At 67.7% G+C, this 17208-nt stretch carries 15 protein-coding genes; 8 read left to right on the top strand and 7 right to left on the bottom strand.

All coding sequences use genetic code 11. The annotated features are described in order from the left end of the window. Window positions 1–81: 81 nt before the first annotated feature. Both DL991_RS25940 and DL991_RS25945 read left to right on the top strand, forming a co-directional pair. On the top strand, window positions 82–1719 hold the full coding sequence (locus DL991_RS25940) for a glycosyl hydrolase family 18 protein (RefSeq protein ID WP_125786906.1): 1638 nt from the start codon (window positions 82–84) through the stop codon (window positions 1717–1719). Between the two features lie 11 nt (window positions 1720–1730). Further along, complete coding sequence (locus tag DL991_RS25945; RefSeq protein ID WP_199754050.1) at window positions 1731–3089, top strand: cellulose binding domain-containing protein; 1359 nt, start codon at window positions 1731–1733, stop codon at window positions 3087–3089. Window positions 3090–3446: 357 nt separating this feature from the next. Here DL991_RS25945 and DL991_RS25950 read toward each other — a convergent pair whose 3' ends face one another. Further along, window positions 3447–5216, bottom strand: a complete 1770-nt coding sequence (locus tag DL991_RS25950; protein WP_125786907.1) for a chitinase — start codon at window positions 5214–5216, stop codon at window positions 3447–3449. Window positions 5217–5459: 243 nt separating this feature from the next. Between DL991_RS25950 and DL991_RS25955 the strand changes: the two genes are divergently transcribed. Continuing rightward, on the top strand, window positions 5460–6092 hold the full coding sequence (locus DL991_RS25955; protein WP_125786908.1) for a sigma-70 family RNA polymerase sigma factor: 633 nt from the start codon (window positions 5460–5462) through the stop codon (window positions 6090–6092). On the opposite strand, the gene DL991_RS25960 is transcribed toward DL991_RS25955, so the two are convergent. From DL991_RS25960 to DL991_RS25980, 5 genes are all read right to left on the bottom strand, one after another. Further along, a complete protein-coding gene (locus DL991_RS25960) occupies window positions 6089–6736 on the bottom strand; it encodes a response regulator transcription factor (RefSeq protein WP_125786909.1) in 648 nt (215 codons plus the stop codon). The two genes, DL991_RS25955 and DL991_RS25960, sit on opposite strands and share 4 nt — an antisense overlap. Then, a complete protein-coding gene (locus DL991_RS25965; RefSeq protein ID WP_125786910.1) occupies window positions 6733–8280 on the bottom strand; it encodes a GAF domain-containing protein in 1548 nt (515 codons plus the stop codon). Before DL991_RS25965 ends, DL991_RS25960 begins: the two co-directional genes overlap by 4 nt. 31 nt (window positions 8281–8311) lie before the next feature. Beyond that, on the bottom strand, window positions 8312–8791 hold the full coding sequence (locus DL991_RS25970; RefSeq protein WP_125786978.1) for a pyridoxamine 5'-phosphate oxidase family protein: 480 nt from the start codon (window positions 8789–8791) through the stop codon (window positions 8312–8314). A gap of 453 nt (window positions 8792–9244) precedes the next feature. After that, window positions 9245–9676, bottom strand: a complete 432-nt coding sequence (locus DL991_RS25975) for a nitroreductase family deazaflavin-dependent oxidoreductase (protein WP_125786911.1) — start codon at window positions 9674–9676, stop codon at window positions 9245–9247. 10 nt (window positions 9677–9686) lie between these two features. Next, the gene (locus DL991_RS25980) at window positions 9687–10469 is read right to left on the bottom strand and encodes a TetR/AcrR family transcriptional regulator C-terminal domain-containing protein (RefSeq protein WP_125786912.1); all 783 of its coding nucleotides are present in this window, start codon (window positions 10467–10469) and stop codon (window positions 9687–9689) included. Window positions 10470–10547: 78 nt separating this feature from the next. Here DL991_RS25980 and DL991_RS25985 point away from each other — a divergent pair, with 78 nt between their 5' ends. Further along, window positions 10548–12809 carry an excinuclease ABC subunit UvrA gene (locus DL991_RS25985; protein WP_125786913.1) on the top strand — a complete coding sequence of 754 codons (2262 nt, stop codon included), beginning with the start codon at window positions 10548–10550 and terminating at the stop codon, window positions 12807–12809. Window positions 12810–12860: 51 nt separating this feature from the next. Here DL991_RS25985 and DL991_RS25990 read toward each other — a convergent pair whose 3' ends face one another. After that, the gene (locus tag DL991_RS25990; protein ID WP_125786914.1) at window positions 12861–13721 is read right to left on the bottom strand and encodes a hypothetical protein; all 861 of its coding nucleotides are present in this window, start codon (window positions 13719–13721) and stop codon (window positions 12861–12863) included. Window positions 13722–13859: 138 nt separating this feature from the next. On the opposite strand from DL991_RS25990, the gene DL991_RS25995 reads away from it, so the two are divergent. The 4 genes from DL991_RS25995 (at window position 13860) to DL991_RS26010 (ending at window position 17133) form a co-directional block, all read left to right on the top strand. Further along, entirely contained in the window at window positions 13860–14993 is a 1134-nt protein-coding gene (locus tag DL991_RS25995) for a metallophosphoesterase (protein ID WP_125786915.1), read from the top strand. A 124-nt stretch (window positions 14994–15117) separates the two neighbouring features. Then, entirely contained in the window at window positions 15118–15762 is a 645-nt protein-coding gene (locus tag DL991_RS26000) for a DUF998 domain-containing protein (RefSeq protein ID WP_125786916.1), read from the top strand. 23 nt (window positions 15763–15785) lie between these two features. After that, the gene (locus tag DL991_RS26005; protein WP_125786917.1) at window positions 15786–16583 is read left to right on the top strand and encodes an alpha/beta fold hydrolase; all 798 of its coding nucleotides are present in this window, start codon (window positions 15786–15788) and stop codon (window positions 16581–16583) included. A gap of 10 nt (window positions 16584–16593) precedes the next feature. After that, a complete protein-coding gene (locus DL991_RS26010) occupies window positions 16594–17133 on the top strand; it encodes an O-acetyl-ADP-ribose deacetylase (protein WP_125786918.1) in 540 nt (179 codons plus the stop codon). The last annotated feature ends 75 nt before the right edge of the window (window positions 17134–17208 follow it).

Genomic DNA, 17208 nt, shown 5'->3' on the forward strand with positions numbered 1-17208 from the left:
GCGGCAACGCGATGTCGCCGATTTCCCTTTGACGAAATCATCTCCAAGATCATTTCCCTGCACCGGGTTGTAAGGAGTGAAATGTCGAGAAAAAGATGGCATCTGGTCGGCCTGTTCACGGCCGTGGCGGCGCTGGCGGTCGGTTTGGTGACCGTGCCGGCGAACGCGGCCGGCGGCGTCGGAGCCACCCTGACCAAGGGCTCGGACTGGGGCTCCGGCTGGGAAGGCAAGTACACGATCACCAATAACTCGGGATCGAGCCTGACCAACTGGACCCTCGAGTTCGACCTCGCGGCCGGCCACTCGATCGCCTCGCTGTGGGACGGCAGCTACACCGTCTCCGGCCAGCACGTGACCGTCAAGAACACCTGGAACGGCAACCTTTCCAACGGCGGTTCCACCAGCTTCGGCTTCAACGTCAAGTACTCCGGCGCCTACACCGCGCCCGCCAACTGCAAGATCAACGGCGGCTCCTGCGACCCGGGTGGCGGCAACCCGACCACGACGCCGACCACCCCGACCACCACGACGTCCAATCCCCCGACGTCGACCAGCACGAGCAACCCGCCGACCACCACGACTTCGAACCCGAACCCGGGCGCGAAGAAGAACCTCGGTTACTTCGTGCAGTGGGGCGTCTACGGCCGCAACTATCACGTGAAGAACATTCACACTTCCGGTTCCGCGGCGAAGCTGACGCATATCAACTACGCGTTCGGCAACGTCACCAACGGCTCCTGCTCGGCGAATGACGACACCTACGCCGACTACGACAAGTTCTACGACGCCGGGTCCAGTGTGGACGGTGTCGCGGACTCGTGGGACGCGGGCTCGCTGCGCGGTAACTTCAACCAGCTGCGCAAGCTCAAGAAGATGTACCCGGGCCTGAAGGTGCTGTGGTCGTTCGGTGGCTGGACCTGGTCCGGCGGCTTCGGCCAGGCTTCGAAGAACCCGGCCGCGTTCGCGGAGTCCTGCTACAAGCTGATCAAGGACCCGCGGTGGGCCGACGTCTTCGACGGCATCGACATCGACTGGGAGTACCCGAACGCCTGCGGTCTCACCTGTGACACCAGCGGTCCCGCCGCGATCAAGAACGTGGCTCAGGCGCTGCGCACCAAGTTCGGTTCCTCGTTCCTGGTCACCGCCGCGATCACCGCGGACGCCAGCAGCGGCGGCAAGCTCGACGTCGCCGACTACGGCCCCGCCTCGGCGTACTTCGACTGGTACAACGTCATGACGTACGACTTCTTCGGCGCTTGGGCGGCGCAGGGTCCGACGGCCCCGCACTCGCCGCTGACCTCGTACCCCGGGATCCCACAGCAGGGCTTCAACTCCGACGACGCCATCCAGAAGCTCAAGGCCAAGGGCGTCCCGGCGAGCAAACTGTTGCTGGGTATCGGTTTCTACGGCCGAGGCTGGACCGGTGTCACGCAGGACGCGCCGGGCGGCACCGCGACCGGAGCGGCACCGGGCACCTACGAGGCGGGCATCGAGGACTACAAGATCCTCAAGAACAGCTGCCCGTCGACCGGCACGATCGCGGGCACCGCGTACGCGAAGTGCGGCAACAACTGGTGGAGCTACGACACTCCCGCGACCATCAACGGAAAGATGGGCTGGACCAAGAACCAGGGTCTCGGCGGCGCGTTCTTCTGGGAACTCAGTGGTGACACCTCCAACGGCGAACTCGTCTCGGCCATGCGCAACGGTCTGAACTGAGGAGTCTGACAGTGGGCAAGCGGACTTGGATCCAGGCCGTCGGCCTGGCCGCCGCTGCCGCAACGGCCGGCGCGGTCCTCGTGATCGCGCCGGCCTCCGCGGCCGGCGGCGTCGGCGCCGCCTTCAGCAAGGGTTCCGATTGGGGCTCCGGCTGGGAGGGCAAGTACACGATCAGCAACAACTCCGGATCGGGCCTTCCCTCCTGGACGGTCGAATTCGACCTCCCCGCGGGGCACTCGATCGCTTCGCTGTGGGACGGCAGCCACTCGGTCTCCGGACAGCACGTGACCGTCAAGAACACCTGGAACGGCAACCTTTCCAACGGCGGTTCCACCAGTTTCGGCTTCAACGTCAAGTACTCCGGGGGCTACGTCGCCCCGGCGAACTGCAAGATCAACGGTGGTTCCTGCGATCCGGGCGGCGGTGGCCCGACCACCACGCCGACCACCACGACCACGACCTCTCCGACGACGACCACGAGCACCCCGCCGCCGCCCGGCGGCCGTGGCGCGCCGTATCTGTACATGGGCTGGGGCAGCCCGCCGAACCCGCAGACGGTCATGAACGCGACCGGGATCAAGTGGTTCACGATGGCGTTCATCCTGTCGTCCGGTGGCTGCAATCCCGCTTGGGACGGCAGCCGTCCGCTGCAGGGCGGCGTCGACGCGAACGCGATCGCGCAGATCAAGGCCGCGGGCGGGCAGATCGTGCCCTCCTTCGGCGGGTGGAGCGGCAACAAGCTCGGCCCGAACTGCTCGACGCCGGAAGCGCTCGCCGGGGCCTACCAGAAGGTGATCGACGCCTACGCGCTCAAGGCGATCGACATCGACATCGAGAACACCGACGAGTTCGAGAACGCGGTGGTGCAGGACCGCGTCCTGAACGCGCTGAAGATCGTGAAGGCGAACAACCCCGGTATCCAGACCATCCTCACCTTCGGCACGACGACCAGCGGCCCGAACTCCTGGGGCAACCGGCTCATCGACCAGTCGAAGGCGCTGAACGCCGGGATCGACGTCTACACGATCATGCCGTTCGACTTCGGTGGTGGCGCGGACATGTACGGGAACACCATCAAGGCCGCGAACGGCCTGCGCGACAAGCTGAAGTCGACCTTCGGGTGGAACGACGCCACGGCGTACAGCCACCTCGGCATCAGCGGGATGAACGGTCTTTCGGACCAGCGGGAACTGACGAGTCTCGACACCTGGACCCGGATCACCGACTGGTCCAAGACGAACAAGATCGCCAGGCTCGCGTTCTGGTCGACCAACCGTGACCGGGGCTGCCCGAACGGCGGGGTCGCCGAGAACTGCAGTGGCATCGCTCAGAACGACTGGGACTTCACGCGGATCACCGCGGCCTTCTGACGTCCCCTTGAACCGCGGGCCCGCACCGATGCTGCACGGTGCGGGCCCGCTCCTTTCGTCGCGAGCTGGGCCTTCGCAACTAGTCACCTACTTGCGAGGGGGCCTTCACGACGCCGCCGATGTGGTTCTTGCCGGGCCTGGTGGGTCAAGACGTGTTGCGAAAGCCACTTTCGCAACGTTGAAGGTTGCGAAAGTGTCTTTCGCAACCACCTCCGCCCCCTCACTGACACCGAAGACCCGCAAGCCGGAGTACATGAAGGACCCCTTCCTTACGCCTAGGTACAGGAAGGGGCCCTACACGTACTGCGCAAGTAGTCACCTACTTGCGAAGGGGCCTTCACTCGCGACCGCGAGCCGTCAGGGCAGGGCGTTCAGGAACGGTTCGTGGGCGTTCTGGAACTCCCAGCCGTAGTACCGGTCCCAGTTGATCGACCACGTCATCAGTCCGCGCAACGCCGGCGAAGCGCCGCCGCGCAAGGAATACGACCCGCAGCCGGAGTTCTTCACCAGGCAGTTCAGCGCCGAATGCACCGCGGCGGGCGCGGTGTGCCCGTTGCCCGCGCTCACCGCGGCAGGCAGGCCGAACGCGATCTGGTCCTCCCGCAGCCCCGGGAACCGGAAACCGGTCGAGGACACGGTGAAGCCCGCCTTGATCATGTCGGTCATCGCGATGTGGAAGTCCGCGCCGCCCATGAAGTGGTACTGGTTGTCCAGGCCCATCACCGGTCCGGAGTTGTAGTCCTGGACGTGCAAGACGGTCAGCGCGTCCCGCATCGCGTGGATCACCGGCAGGTACGAACCGGTCCGGTTGTCGGCGCCGCCGAGGCCGCCGTAGTACTGGTAGCCGGTCTGCACGAAGAACGTCTCGGGCGCCATCGTGAGCACGAATCCCGCTCCGTACTTGCCTTTCAGCGTCTTCAGTGCCGAAATGAGGTTGACGATCACCGGCGTGGTCGGGTTGCGGAAGTCGTTGTCGCCGGAGTTGAGGTACAGCGAGTGGCCCTCGAAGTCGATGTCGAGCCCGTTCAATCCGTACCGGTCGATGATCGCCGAGACCGAACTGACGAAAGCGTCACGTGCCGCGGTCGTGGTCAGCTGGACCTGGCCGTTCTGCCCACCGATGGAGATCAGCACCTTCTTACCCTGCGCCTGCTTCGCGCGGATCGCGGCGATGAAGTCCGCGTCGCTTTCCACGGCCGGGCATTCCGCGACCGGGCACCGCGTGAAGCGGATGTCGCCGGAGGTCACCGAAGTCGGCTCGCCGAAGGCCAGGTTGATGATGTCCCACGCCGCCGGGACGTCGGCCATCCGCGTGTAGCCGGAGCCGTTGGCGAAGCTCGCGTGCAGGTAACCGATCAGCGCGTGTTTCGGCAGACCGGTGTCGACGCAACCGGAAGTCGTGGCGCTCGCCTCCGCCGTCTTCGGCGATTCGCCCGTGCTGTTGTACGCGGCCACCGAGTAGTTGTGCGAGGAACAGGCCGCCAGCCCCGAGATCGTCGCCGAAGTCCCGGTCACCGTCGCGACCACGGTCCCGCCCTCGTACACGCGGTAGCCGGTCACCGTGCCCGCCGAGGCACCCCACGACAGCGCGATCGACGAATTCGTCACCGTGCCCACGGCCGGATTCCCCGGCGTCGGCGGCGCACCGGGGGTGCCACCGCCGGGCCCGTCGAGGCTGATGTCGTCCGCGTAGAAGGTGCCCGACCCGTACCAGCCGTGGACGTACACCTCGGCCGTCGTCTGCGTGGCCGCCGTCGTGAACGAAAGCGACAGCTGCGTGTACGAGGTCGCCGCCGTCCAGGTCGACGGCCCGCCCGTGACCCCGAGGTACACCGGGTTCCCGTTCACCCAGGCGGAAACCGCGTAGGTCGTGTTCGGCCGGACGGATACCGTCTGTGCGCATTTCCCGGTCGTCGAGCCGGGCGTGACCGAAACGGCGTAACCGCCCGAACGGACCGGGGTGCTCACGGCCGCGCCCGCCGCGCAGGACCAGCCGGACGTCGAGCCCGCCTCGAAGCCGGGGTTGAGGAGCAGGTTGGCCGCGTTCGCGGTGCCGCCGCCCGTGATCAGGCCGGTGAAGGTGAGCACCAAAACGGCCAGAAAGGCCAAGGATCTGGAACGCCTCATCGCGATTCCTCCGTGAAAGGGCGGCCTGCCGCCGCGCTGGGCTAATTGTCTAGACCAATATGCGGAAAGTCCATAGCAAGGACGCACCAGTGCCTAAAGACCCGATTACTCAGGGCTGCTTTACCGGTGTGACGCGCGGACGTACTCCGTAACGTCGGAGGAACCAAACAGGGCTGGGGGCTTTCGGGAGGTGGGGACGATGGCAACGCACAGGCACGCACCGAGAACGGCCCTTCCGGCGTGATGACCGTGACCGAAGTCGTACGGCCGACATATCAGCCCCGCCCGGGAGAACCGGACGGCGAACTGATCCGCGCGGCCATCGGCGGTGACCGGCGGGCCGTCGGGAGTCTGCTGACCCTTCTCCGGCCGATCGTGTTCCGCTACTGCGCCGGCAGGCTCGGCGGCACGATGCGCGGCATCTCCACCGCCGACGACTGCGCGCAGGAGGTCTTGATGGCCGTCCTCGTCGCCTTGCCGCGCTACAACTACCAGGACACCAGCTTTCTGCCGTACGTCTTCGGGATCGCCTCGCACAAGGTCGCCGACGTCCGCCGGAACCTCGCTCGCGACCCGTCCGCGCCAGTGCCCGATCCGGAGCCCGACCAGGACGGGCCGTGGAATCCGACGTTCGAAGAGGTCGAGAAGGCGGACCTGAGCCGCCGGTTGTCCCGGCTGTTCAAGTTCCTTTCGGCGAAGCAGCGGGATGTGCTCGTGCTCCGCGTGATCCTCGGGTTCAGCGCCGACGAGACCGCGAGCGCGCTGGGCATGGCGAGCGCGGGCGCGGTGCGCGTCACCCAGCACCGGGCGCTCAACGAGCTGCGCCGCGTGCTGAAGGAGAATCCCGCTTTCGCCGACGGCCTCACGCTCTTCTAGAAGGACGGCTTGCGGCGTTGAGAGGCGTAGACAGCGGCGGCGGTGCGGCGTTCGAAACCGAGCTTGTGCAGCAAGGACGACACGTAGTTCTTGACCGTCTTCTCCGCCAGGTACAGCTTTTCCGCGATCTGGCGGTTGGTCAGCCCGTCGGCGATGTGGTCGAGCACCCGCCGCTCCTGCGGGCTCAGCTGTTCGTAACGCGGGTCCGGGGCGTCGCTCTCGCCGCGCAGCCGGTTCATCACCGACGCCGTCAGCGTGCTGTCCAGGAGCGATCCTCCCGCGGCGACGGTGCGGACGGCCTTGACGAGCGCACTGCCGGAGACCTGTTTGAGCATGTACCCGGCCGCGCCTGCCATGATCGCGCCGAACAACGCGTCGTCGTCCGAATAGGACGTCAGCATCAGGCAGGCGGGTGGCGGGGCGATGGACGCCCGGATCTCCCCGCAGACGCTGACCCCCTCACCGTCCGGAAGCCGGACGTCGAGCACCGCGACCTGCGGTTTGACCGCAGGGATCCGTACATAGGCCTCGGCGGCCGTGGACGCCTCGCCGACCACCGTGAGATCGTCTTCCGCCTCGAAGACGGTCTTCAGCCCGGTGCGGACGAGTTCGTGATCGTCCAGCAGGAACACCGAAATCGTCATCCCACACTCCCCTGTCGGGCCGGCAGCTCCACCGACCAGTCGAGCCTCGTCCCGCCTTCCGGCCTCGCTTCGACGGCGAAGGCGCCGTTCCAGCGGGCCGCGCGTTCGGCGAGGTTCGCCACGCCGCTGCGATGGCCGGGTTCGGCGGGCATGCCGACGCCGTCGTCCACCACCGAAAGTTCCAGCCGACGCCCGTCGCGATCGACCGAGACGTCGACCGACACCGCCGATGCCGCCGCGTGTCTGACCACATTGGACAGTGCTTCCCGCAGGGTCGCGATGAGGTCCGAGCGGACCGTTTCCGGCACCGCCGAGTCGAGCGGGCCGTCGAAGCCGACCCTCGGCTCGGACGCGCAGCCCGCGTCGAGCGCGACGCGCAGCAGCTCCGACCGGAGACTGCCCTGCGCCTCGGCCGGTTCCTGCAGCGAAAAGATGCTGTTGCGGATCTCGCGGATCGTGCGGTCGATCTCGTGCGCGAAGCCGGCCACACGGTCGGAGACCGCGGACTCGCCTGTCAGCCTGCTGAGCCCCTCCAGGCCGAGCCCGATCGCGAACAGCCGCTGGATCACCAGGTCGTGCAGGTCGCGGGCGATCCGGTCGCGGTCCTCGAAGACGGCGAGCCGCTGCCTGTCCTGCTGCGCGCGGGCGAATTCGACCGCGAGCGCGGCGTGCGCGGCGAAGGTCTCGGCGAGCTGCACGTCGTAGGCGGAGAACGGGGTCTTGTCGCGGAACTTCGCCACCACCAGGACGCCGAGCTTCTCCTCGCCGACGATCAGCGGGACGGCGACCGTGGAATCCAGGTCCTTGACCATCGCGGGCATCGTGACACCGCGGCCACCCTGGTGCTCGATCACCTTGTCGCCGTACTCCCGGACCACGACGGGTTTGCCGCTCGTGTACGCCAGCCCGGTCGCGGTGCCCTCGGTCGGCACGGTGACCCCGGCGATCCGGTCGGCGTCCGGCCCCGGCGGCTCGACGATCTCGAACACCAGCATCCCGTCGCCGCGCGGACGGGCGACCGCCCCCGCCGAACCGCCGGCGACGACGCGGGCGCGCTCGGCGATCAGGCGCAGCGTCGCGGTCAGATCCTGGTCCGTCAGGAGCGCGCCGGTGACGTGATAGGAGGCTTCGAGCCAGCGTTCGCGCCGCTGCACCTGCTCGAACAGCGCGGCGTTCTCGATCACCACACCGGCCGCCGCGGTGAGCGCGACGAGCAGGTCCTCTTCGGCTTCGGTGAACTCCTCGCCGTCCGGTTTGCGGGCGAGGTACAGCATCCCGAAGATGCGGCCGCGCAGGCGGATCGGCACCACCAGGGACTCGTCCTCGGACGGCGGCCGCACCCAGGCGTCGCCGAAGCGGATGAACTCGTCCGAATCGAGCACGCTCAGCGCGCCGAACGGCGCACCGGTCAGGTCGCAGGCCGATTCGACCAGGCGCCGCAGGACGTCGGGGAGACTGAGATCGTGGGCGATCCCGGCCACCGCGTCCAGAATCCTGGGCGCCTTGGCGTCACTCGCCGCACTCACCCGCCGCACTGGCGTCACCGTCCCGGAGTAACTCCCCGGGCAGTGGGGGTCAGGAATGACAAACGCGCCCGGATCGCTCATCTGGTGCGTCGATCACGGACTGTGCTTCGTTACCGCGACCGCCGAGGATCCTCCGACCGGTGACCGACTCGATCGGGATGCGGAGATAGCGCGCGTCCGTCTGACCAGTCCAGCAGCACAGCGGCAAGGTCTCCAGCTCGGCGATCACGATCGGATCACGCACCTCGGCGACGCGGCCGAGGACGGTGACGAACCAGCCCTTCCCGAGATCCGCGGAGAACTCGTCGACCGCGAACGCCACCACACTGTCGAGTATCCCGGCGAACAACGCGCTCTGTGACGGCGTCCGGACCACGATCGCGCCGTGGTGGAGCGCGAACCGCGCGGGCTGGATCGCCGGCAGGGCACGGGAGGTGAACACCACCCGGCCCAGCCCGACGCGCGCGAGCAGTGACAGGCACTGCTCGCGGTCGAGCGTTTCGAGAGCCAAGGAGTCGGACATCGGCATCCCCGCGTTCTCGTCGTGTACTACGTCGAGATCCACGGTCCCCGGCTTACCGACTCGCCGGTAGGGCCGATGGACCCGGCCCGTGCGGGGGATGCCAGCCGGTCCGGTGGGTCGTGAGTGGCGATTCGGGTTTGGCCCAGTCCGTGAAGGCCTCCTTGAGGGACTCTGGGTCCCTCAAGGAGGCCTTCACGGACCCGGGGATCGCCACATTCGCCCCATAGGCACCAGTGGTCACGGCGGCTGCGCGTGAAGGCCCCCTTCCCTCGGCTCAGCCGAGGAAACTCGACCTTCACACCTTGCCTAGATACATGAAGGACCCCTTCCTGTACCTAGGCGCAAGGAAGGGGTCCTTCACGTACTTGGGCGGGCAAGGACACCGGCCAAGACCTCGTGAGTGGCGATTCGGGTTAGAACCCGAATCGCCACTCACGACCGCCTGTACCGAACGCGCACTTACGCTTTGGGCGACAGCAGCACCACGGGGATCTCCCGCTCGGTCTTGGTCTGGTACTGCGCGTAGTTCTTGTAGTCCGCGGTGATCTTGGGCCACAGACGGGCGCGCTGCCCGGCGTCGGCGACGCTCGCGACCATCGGCTGCGGGCTTTCGCCCTTCAGGGTGACCTGCACGTCCGGGTTGTCGCGGAGGTTGAGGAACCAAGCCGGGTGCTGGTCGTCGCCACCGCGGGACGCCACGATGACGTACGCGTCGCCCTCCCGCAGCGGCGAGGTCAGCAGCACGGTGCGCGGCTGACCGGATTTGCGGCCGATGGTGGTCAGTTCGAGCACGGTCATCCCGGCGACCTGCCAGCCGGCGCGGCCGCCGCTGACCTTCTGGATGACGCGATGGACGGCGTTCATGGTCTTCAAGGCGAAATCACTGGGCATGCGGAGAAGGCTACTCCGCTTTCATCGCGACTTCGATTCCGTCCAGGAGAACGGCCAGCGAGAACTCGAAGGCCTCCCTCGCCTCCTGCTCCAGATAGGACACGGTCTCGTCCTCCATCCGGAATGCCTGCTCGCTCTCCATCCAGGTCAGCGTCGGGAACCGCTCGGCGAAGTCCGGGGAAACCTCCCGCAGCTGCGCGGACCGGGCATACCACCACTCGTCGTCGGACTGCCCTGTCACCTTTTCTGCCAACCGCGACTCCGATGCCGTCCTGGCAGGCTCGCGCACGCACGAGTACAGCGCGCTGACCAGCCGTCGCAGCGCCGCCGGACGCAATCCGGTCCGGCGCAGGATCTTCACCAGCGCCTCCAGTACGACGTACTCGTTCGGCCCCAGCACCGGCCGCGCCTGCGAGACCTGGAGGACCCAGGGATGCCGCAGGTAGAAGTCCCACAGATCCTCGGCCCAGCGCGCGGCGTCGGCCCGCCAGCCTTCCCCGTCGTAGGAACCCGGCAGCTCGGCGAGCGCCTTGTCGTACATGAGATCGAGCAGTTCACTCTTGCTGGGGACATAGGTGTACAGCGCCATGGCCGTGCGGCCGAGCCTGTCCCCGACGGCACGCATCGAAAGGCCCGCCATTCCTTCGGCGTCCGCGATGGCGATGGCGGTTTCGACGATCAGCTCCACCGAAAGCCCCGGTTTGGGGCCGGGCCGCTCGGCGTCCGGCGACTCGGTCCGCCACAGCAGTGCCATCGACCGCCAGGGGTCTCCTTGAGCCGCGTAGACGACCACTTGCCAACTCCTTACAGCATAAACCAACCTCTGCTACCCTCACTTTACAGGCTAAAGAGTTCCAATCAGGGGAGAGCCATGCCTTCGGCCGCCGACAGCCACGACATGATCCAGGTGCGCGGAGCCAGAGAGAACAACCTCGCCGACGTCTCGGTCGACATCCCCAAACGCCGCCTCACCGTCTTCACCGGTGTCTCGGGCTCGGGGAAGTCGTCCTTGGTGTTCGGCACCATCGCCGCGGAATCACAGCGGCTGATCAACGAGACCTACACCGCGTTCATCCAGTCCTTCATGGCCCCGGTCGGACGGCCGGACGTGGACGCGCTGCGGAACCTGAGCGCCGCGATCGTCGTCGACCAGGAGCGGATGGGCGCCAACTCGCGGTCCACGGTCGGCACCGCGACCGACGCGCACACGATGCTGCGGATCGTCTTCAGCAGGCTGGGACAGCCGCACATCGGGACTTCGGGGGCGTTCAGCTTCAACCTTCCCGAGGGGATGTGCCCCGAATGCGAGGGGCTGGGGAAGGTCTCCACCATCGACATCGACCAGCTCGTCGACAAGGAGCTTTCGCTCGACGAAGGGGCGATCACCGTCCCGAACTTCGCGCCCGGCGGCTGGTACTGGAAGGGGCTGGCGGAAGCCGGATTCGTCGATCCGGCCGTGAAGCTGAAGGACTACACGCCGCAGCAGTGGGAAGATTTCATGCACAAACCCGCCACCAAGATGAAGCTCGGCGGGCTGAACACCACCTACGAAGGCCTGTTGGTGAAGGTCCAGCGGCTGTTCCTGTCGAAGGACAAGGAGTCGATGCAGGCGCACGGCCGGGCTTTCGTGGACCGCGCGATCACCTTCGAGCTGTGCCCGGCGTGCGAAGGGGCCCGGCTGAACCAGGCGGCGTTGTCGTCGAAGATCGAGGGCCTGAACATCGCCGACTGCTCGTCGATGCAGATCAGCGATCTGGCCGATTTCGTCCGCAAGATCGACGATCCGTCGGTCGGCCCGCTGATGCAGACACTGCGCGGCACCCTCGAGTCGCTGGTGGAGATCGGCCTCGGCTACCTGAGCCTCGACCGTGAGTCCGGGACACTCTCGGGCGGGGAAGCGCAGCGCGTGAAGATGGTGCGGCACCTGGGTTCCAGCCTCACCGACGTCACCTACGTCTTCGACGAACCGACCGTCGGCCTGCACCCCCACGACATCCAGCGTATGAACGGCTTGCTGCTTCTCTTGAAGGACAAGGGGAACACGGTGCTCGTCGTCGAGCACAAGCCGGAGACCATCGTGATCGCCGACCACGTCGTGGACCTCGGTCCCGGCGCCGGGCCGAACGGCGGGCAGATCTGCTTCACCGGCGACGTCGCCGGGCTGCGCGCGTCCGGCACGCTGACCGGGCGGCATCTGGACCACCGGGCGAGGCTGCGTACCGACGTCCGCGTGGCACGCGGGCAGATCCCGATCCGGAACGCGACCAGGCACAACCTGCGCGGTGTCGACGTCGACATCCCGCTGGGCGTGCTGACCGTGGTCACCGGGGTCGCCGGTTCGGGCAAGAGCTCGCTCATCCACGGTTCACTGTCCACAAGGGACGACGTGGTGGTGCTCGACCAGTCGGCCATCCGCGGCTCGCGGCGGAGCAACCCGGCGACCTACACCGGCCTGCTCGACCCGATCCGCACCGCGTTCGCCAAGGCCAACGGCGTCAAGGCGGCCCTGTTCAGCGCGAACTCCGAAGGCGCCTGCCCGAAGTGCAAGGGCATCGGTCTCATCTACACCGACCTGGCGATGATGGCCGGGGTGGCGACGGTCTGCGAGGAATGCGATGGCAAGCGGTTCACCGCGAAGGTGCTGACGTACACGCTGCGGGGCAAGAACATCAGCGAGGTCCTCGCCATGCCGGTCGCCGAGGCGCGCGAGTTCTTCACCTCGGGTCAGGCACGGACGATCCTGGACCGGCTTTCCGACGTCGGCCTCGGCTACCTCGGGCTCGGGCAGCCGCTCACGACGCTGTCCGGCGGCGAACGGCAGCGGATCAAACTGGCCATCCGGATGGCGGAGAAGTCCGCGACCTACGTCCTCGACGAACCGACCACCGGCCTGCACCTCGCCGACGTCGACCAGTTGCTGGGGCTGCTCGACCGGCTCGTCGACGACGGGAACACGGTGGTGGTCATCGAGCATCACCAGGCGGTGATGGCGCACGCGGACTGGATCGTCGATCTCGGGCCGGGCGCCGGTTCGGACGGGGGTCAGGTGGTGTTCACGGGGACTCCGGCCGATCTGGTCGCCTCCGGTGACACGCTCACAGCGCAGCACCTTCGCGCTTACGTGGGCCAGTAGCGCGCGCTATGAAAGGCCCCTTCATTGCAAATTTCGCAATGAAGGGGCCTTTCATAGCACCCGGGACCGACGCCGAACCGCTTCACGAACAGCCACCGCACCGATAAGCCCCAACACCACCAAAGCAAGCCCCGAAGTCACCATCTCGACAGGCGAAGCCGCCAGCGGCGAAACCCCCGTCACCGACTCCAGCCCCACGACAGCGGTCAGCACGGCGTAGGCACCGATCGCCGCCCACACCAGCCGCACGCGCCGCCGTTCCGTCCAGTCCGCGAACCGCAGCAGCCACGCGAGTCCCGGCAGGATGAGGATCGCGTGCATCGCCACCGCGTGGAGTGGCTTCAGCGCGCCGGCGGTGGTGTACGCGGCCTGCGGGTTCCCGCCTCGCGCCTCGACGACGCCGCTCGCGATCATCGCCGCACCCGCGCCGAGCGCCACCAGCAGCGCGACGAGCCCGGATCGCACCGCGAGCCGCATGCTCGGCGTGGTCTCCCCTTCGCCGCGCATCGCCGCCGCGGTGAACGAGATCGCCGCCAGGATGATCACGCCGCCGCCCGCCGCGAGCGTGGTCGACACCGCGTTGTCGAAGCCGGTCTCGAAGTTGAAATGCGACGGCACCCCGCGCCACGCCTGCATGCTCACCAGCACCGTCTCGACAACGCTCGCCGCGGTGAAGACGCCGAGCAGCACGTTCCGCACCCGCGGCCGCACCGCGACGTACGAAGTCGCCCAAGCGACGGTGACCAGGGTCAGCCCGAACGACAGGCCGAACGTGACCGCTTTCCGCATCGACAACGGCCCGGTCCACGACCCACCGGACACGATCAGCGCTCCCGCGTGCACGAGTCCACCGAGGAACAGGAGTGCTCCGGCCACGTAGGCGACGCGTTCGATCGTCCGCGATTCCTTCATGCCGAAAAGTGTCTTCCGGCTCGCGGCGAAAAGCGTCAGCCGTGAAGCGACATCGCGCGTACGCCCGCCTACGTACCTGAGAGGCCCCTCAGCGAAGACGGCGGTAGAGACCATTGGTCTGTTAGTCTGGCCGACATCATGCCCCGCATCCTTGTCCGCGTCGCCGCGCTGATCGCCGTTCTCGCCCTCCTGTTCGGTGTGCCGTGGTGGACGATCGTCGGCTCACCCGAACTCCCCGCCGCGCTCGAAGTCCTCGGCACGATCGTGTTCGCCGCCGCGGCGATCGCCGTGCCCGCGTGCATGGTCCTCGGCCACGGCCCGTGGCAGCGCGACCTCGCCGCGAAGATCGGCGATCTCTCCCTCGGGCTGATCTGGCTGCTGTTCTCCTTGTCGATACTCGGAAACGTGCTACGGCTCGTACTCGCGATGTCCGGAGTGGACAGTGCGGCGGGAATCGTGTCCGGCGTCGTGCTGGCGGCCTTCGCGGCGCTGGCGGCGTACGGGATGACCGAAGCCCGGCGCGTGCCGAGGCTCAAGGAGCTCGACGTCGTGCTCCCCCGGCTGGGCGCGGGCCTCGACGGTCTCCGTTTCGCGATCATCACCGACACCCATTTCGGCCCGCTGAACCGGACGAAATGGTCGGAGAAGGTCGTCGAGGTGGTCAACGAACTCGACGCCGACGTCGTCGCCCACGCGGGCGACCTCGCCGACGGTTCCGTCGCCAAACGCGCACAGCAGGTCGCGCCGCTCGGGAAGGTGCGGGCGAAACTCGGCAAGTTCTACATCACCGGCAACCACGAGTACTTCGGTGAGGCGCAGGCCTGGCTCGACCACATGCGAGACCTCGGCTGGGACACGCTGCACAACCGGCACGCGAAGGTCCATCAGGGCGGGGACACGCTCGTCTTCGCCGGGATCGACGACCCGACCGGCGCTGCCTCCGGCCTGCCCGGCCACGGCCCCGACCTCCCCGCCGCGCTCGACGGCGTCGCCGCGAGCACGCCGGTCGTCCTGCTCGCCCACCAGCCGAAGCAGGTCAAGCAGGCCGCCGAGGCGGGCATCGACCTCCAGATCTCCGGGCACACCCACGGTGGCCAGATCTGGCCGTTCCACCTCTTGGTCCGACTCGATCAGCCCGTCCTGGCCGGGCTTTCGCGCCACGGCGAGCGCACGCAGCTGTACACGAGCCGGGGCACCGGCTTCTGGGGACCGCCGCTGCGCGTCTTCGCGCCGAGCGAGATCACCCTCCTGACCTTGCGAAACAGCAAGTAGTCACCTGGTTGCGACACCTCCGGCGTCGCATCCGGTGCCACCGACAATTTTTTTTGTCTTGACAATAGAGGCTTTCGGAGCGAGAGTTGTGCCCAACGAACTCCCGCCCCGAAAGGCCGAAACGATGACGATCGCCGCCACCCGGACCCACGTCGCACTCCCCGCCCGCGCCCTGCTCGTCTGCGGCGCGGTTTCGGGCCCCCTGTACTTCCTGACCACGCTCACCCAGGCCGCCGTCCGCGACGGTTTCGATCTGACGAAGCACCCGGCGAGCATGCTGAGCAACGGCGACGCCGGCTGGATCCAGGTGACGAACTTCCTGCTCACCGGCGTCCTGATGATCGCGGGCGCGATCGGCCTGAGCCGGACGCTCGAACCGGGCAGAGGCAGCACGTGGGGTCCACGACTGCTGGGCGTCTTCGGCGCCAGCCTGCTCTTCGCCGCGGTTTTCAAGGCCGACCCCGGCAACGGCTTCCCCGCGGGCAGCGGCCCGGGCACCATCAGCACCGCGGGCGTCCTGCACATGGCCGCCGGCTCGGTCGGCTTCCTCTCGCTGATCGTCGCGACCTTCGTGTTCGCGAGCCGCTTCTCCCGTGAGGGCCGCCGCGGCTGGGCCGTCTACTCCCGCGCCACCGGCATCGCGTTCTTCGCCTCGTTCGCCGGGATCAGCTCCGGCAACGCGAACGCCGTCGTGATGCTCGCCTTCTGGGCCACCGTGATGCTGGCCTGGGGCTGGGTCACCGCCGTCATCCTCCGCGCAAGCCGCTAGACAACCCTAGGAGAATTCCCGCCATGAGCACCGTGACCTCGCAAGACGGCACCTCCATCGCCTACACCCGCACCGGCTCCGGCCCGGCCGTCATCCTGGTCGACGGCGCGATGTGCCACCGCGAGTTCGGCCCGGCCAAGCCGCTGGCCGCCGAACTTGCCGCGCACTTCACCGTCTACACCTACGACCGCCGTGGCCGCGGCGAAAGCGGCGACACCGAGCCGTTCTCCATCGCCCGCGAAGTCGAGGACATCGCGGCGCTGATCAAGGAAGCGGGTGGGACGGCGCACGTCTACGGCATCTCGTCCGGCGCCGCGCTCGCCCTCGAAGCCGCGAAGGCCGGGCTCCCGATCACGAAACTGGCGGTGTACGAATTCCCGCTGGTCGTCGACGACACCCGTCCGCCGGTCCCGGCCGACTACGACGAACGGCTGGAGAAGGCCATCGCCACCGGGCGTCCCGGCACCGCGATCAAGACCTTCATGCGGGAAGGCGTCCGCGTCCCCGCTCCGGTCGTCTTCATGATGCAGTTCATGCCCGCCTGGCCGAAGCTGAAGAAGGTCGCGCCGACCCTGCGCTACGACGCCGCCCTGTTCGACGGCCTGCACGACGGCACCCCGCTGCCCGAGGGCCGCTGGGCGGACGTTTCGGTGCCGACGCTGGTCATGGACGGCGGCAAGAGCCCCGCGTGGATCCGCAACGGCGTCGCCGCGCTGGCGAAGGCGGTCCCCGGCGCCGAGCACCGGACGATCGAAGGCCAGACGCATATGCTCAAGCCGAAGGCGGTTGCCCCGGTACTGATCGAGTACTTCAACGACTGACGGAGCGATCATGAAGATCGAACTGGTCGAAGGCGACATCACCGAACAGCAGGTCGACGTCGTGGTCAACGCCGCGAATTCGGCACTGCTCGGCGGCGGCGGCGTGGACGGCGCGATCCACCGCCGCGGCGGACCGGAGATCCTCGCCGAATGCCGGGCACTGCGCGCGGGGCACTACGGCAAGGGGCTGAAGACCGGAGAGGCGGTCGCCACCACGGCGGGCCGCCTTCCGGCGCGCTGGGTGGTGCACACCGTCGGGCCGGTGTGGTCCGATTCCGAAGACCGCTCGGCGCTACTGGCGGCGTGCCACCGCAACTCGCTGCACGTCGCCGCCGATCTCGGCGCGCACACCGTCGCCTTCCCCGCGATCTCGACCGGGATCTACCGGTGGCCGGTCGAATCCGCGGCGGAGATCGCCCTCGAGACCGTGCTGAGCACGCTTTCGACCGGATCGTGTTCGGTAGAGCTGGTGCGGTTCGTGCTGTTCGGGAAGGCGGCGTACGACGTGTTCCGGGAGCAGGCGGAAGCGTTGGGCGTGGCTGGGTCGTGAGTGGCGATTCGGGTTAGAACCCGAATCGCCACTCACGACCCACCGGGCCCACTACACGCCCGCAGGCGACGCCCC

The organism is Amycolatopsis sp. WAC 01375, assembly GCF_003947325.1.
Classification (GTDB): domain Bacteria; phylum Actinomycetota; class Actinomycetes; order Mycobacteriales; family Pseudonocardiaceae; genus Amycolatopsis.

Bases quoted from the DNA above. Each gene is read 5' to 3' on its own strand.
- DL991_RS25940 (WP_125786906.1), top strand. From the start codon at position 82: ATGTCGAGAAAAAGATGGCATCTGGTCGGCCTGTTCACGGCCGTGGCG.
- DL991_RS25950 (WP_125786907.1), bottom strand. From the start codon at position 5,216: ATGAGGCGTTCCAGATCCTTGGCCTTTCTGGCCGTTTTGGTGCTCACC.
- DL991_RS25955 (WP_125786908.1), top strand. From the start codon at position 5,460: ATGACCGTGACCGAAGTCGTACGGCCGACATATCAGCCCCGCCCGGGA.
- DL991_RS25960 (WP_125786909.1), bottom strand. From the start codon at position 6,736: ATGACGATTTCGGTGTTCCTGCTGGACGATCACGAACTCGTCCGCACC.
- DL991_RS25970 (WP_125786978.1), bottom strand. From the start codon at position 8,791: ATGCCGATGTCCGACTCCTTGGCTCTCGAAACGCTCGACCGCGAGCAG.
- DL991_RS25975 (WP_125786911.1), bottom strand. From the start codon at position 9,676: ATGCCCAGTGATTTCGCCTTGAAGACCATGAACGCCGTCCATCGCGTC.
- DL991_RS25985 (WP_125786913.1), top strand. From the start codon at position 10,548: ATGCCTTCGGCCGCCGACAGCCACGACATGATCCAGGTGCGCGGAGCC.
- DL991_RS25990 (WP_125786914.1), bottom strand. From the start codon at position 13,721: ATGAAGGAATCGCGGACGATCGAACGCGTCGCCTACGTGGCCGGAGCA.
- DL991_RS25995 (WP_125786915.1), top strand. From the start codon at position 13,860: ATGCCCCGCATCCTTGTCCGCGTCGCCGCGCTGATCGCCGTTCTCGCC.
- DL991_RS26000 (WP_125786916.1), top strand. From the start codon at position 15,118: ATGACGATCGCCGCCACCCGGACCCACGTCGCACTCCCCGCCCGCGCC.
- DL991_RS26005 (WP_125786917.1), top strand. From the start codon at position 15,786: ATGAGCACCGTGACCTCGCAAGACGGCACCTCCATCGCCTACACCCGC.
- DL991_RS26010 (WP_125786918.1), top strand. From the start codon at position 16,594: ATGAAGATCGAACTGGTCGAAGGCGACATCACCGAACAGCAGGTCGAC.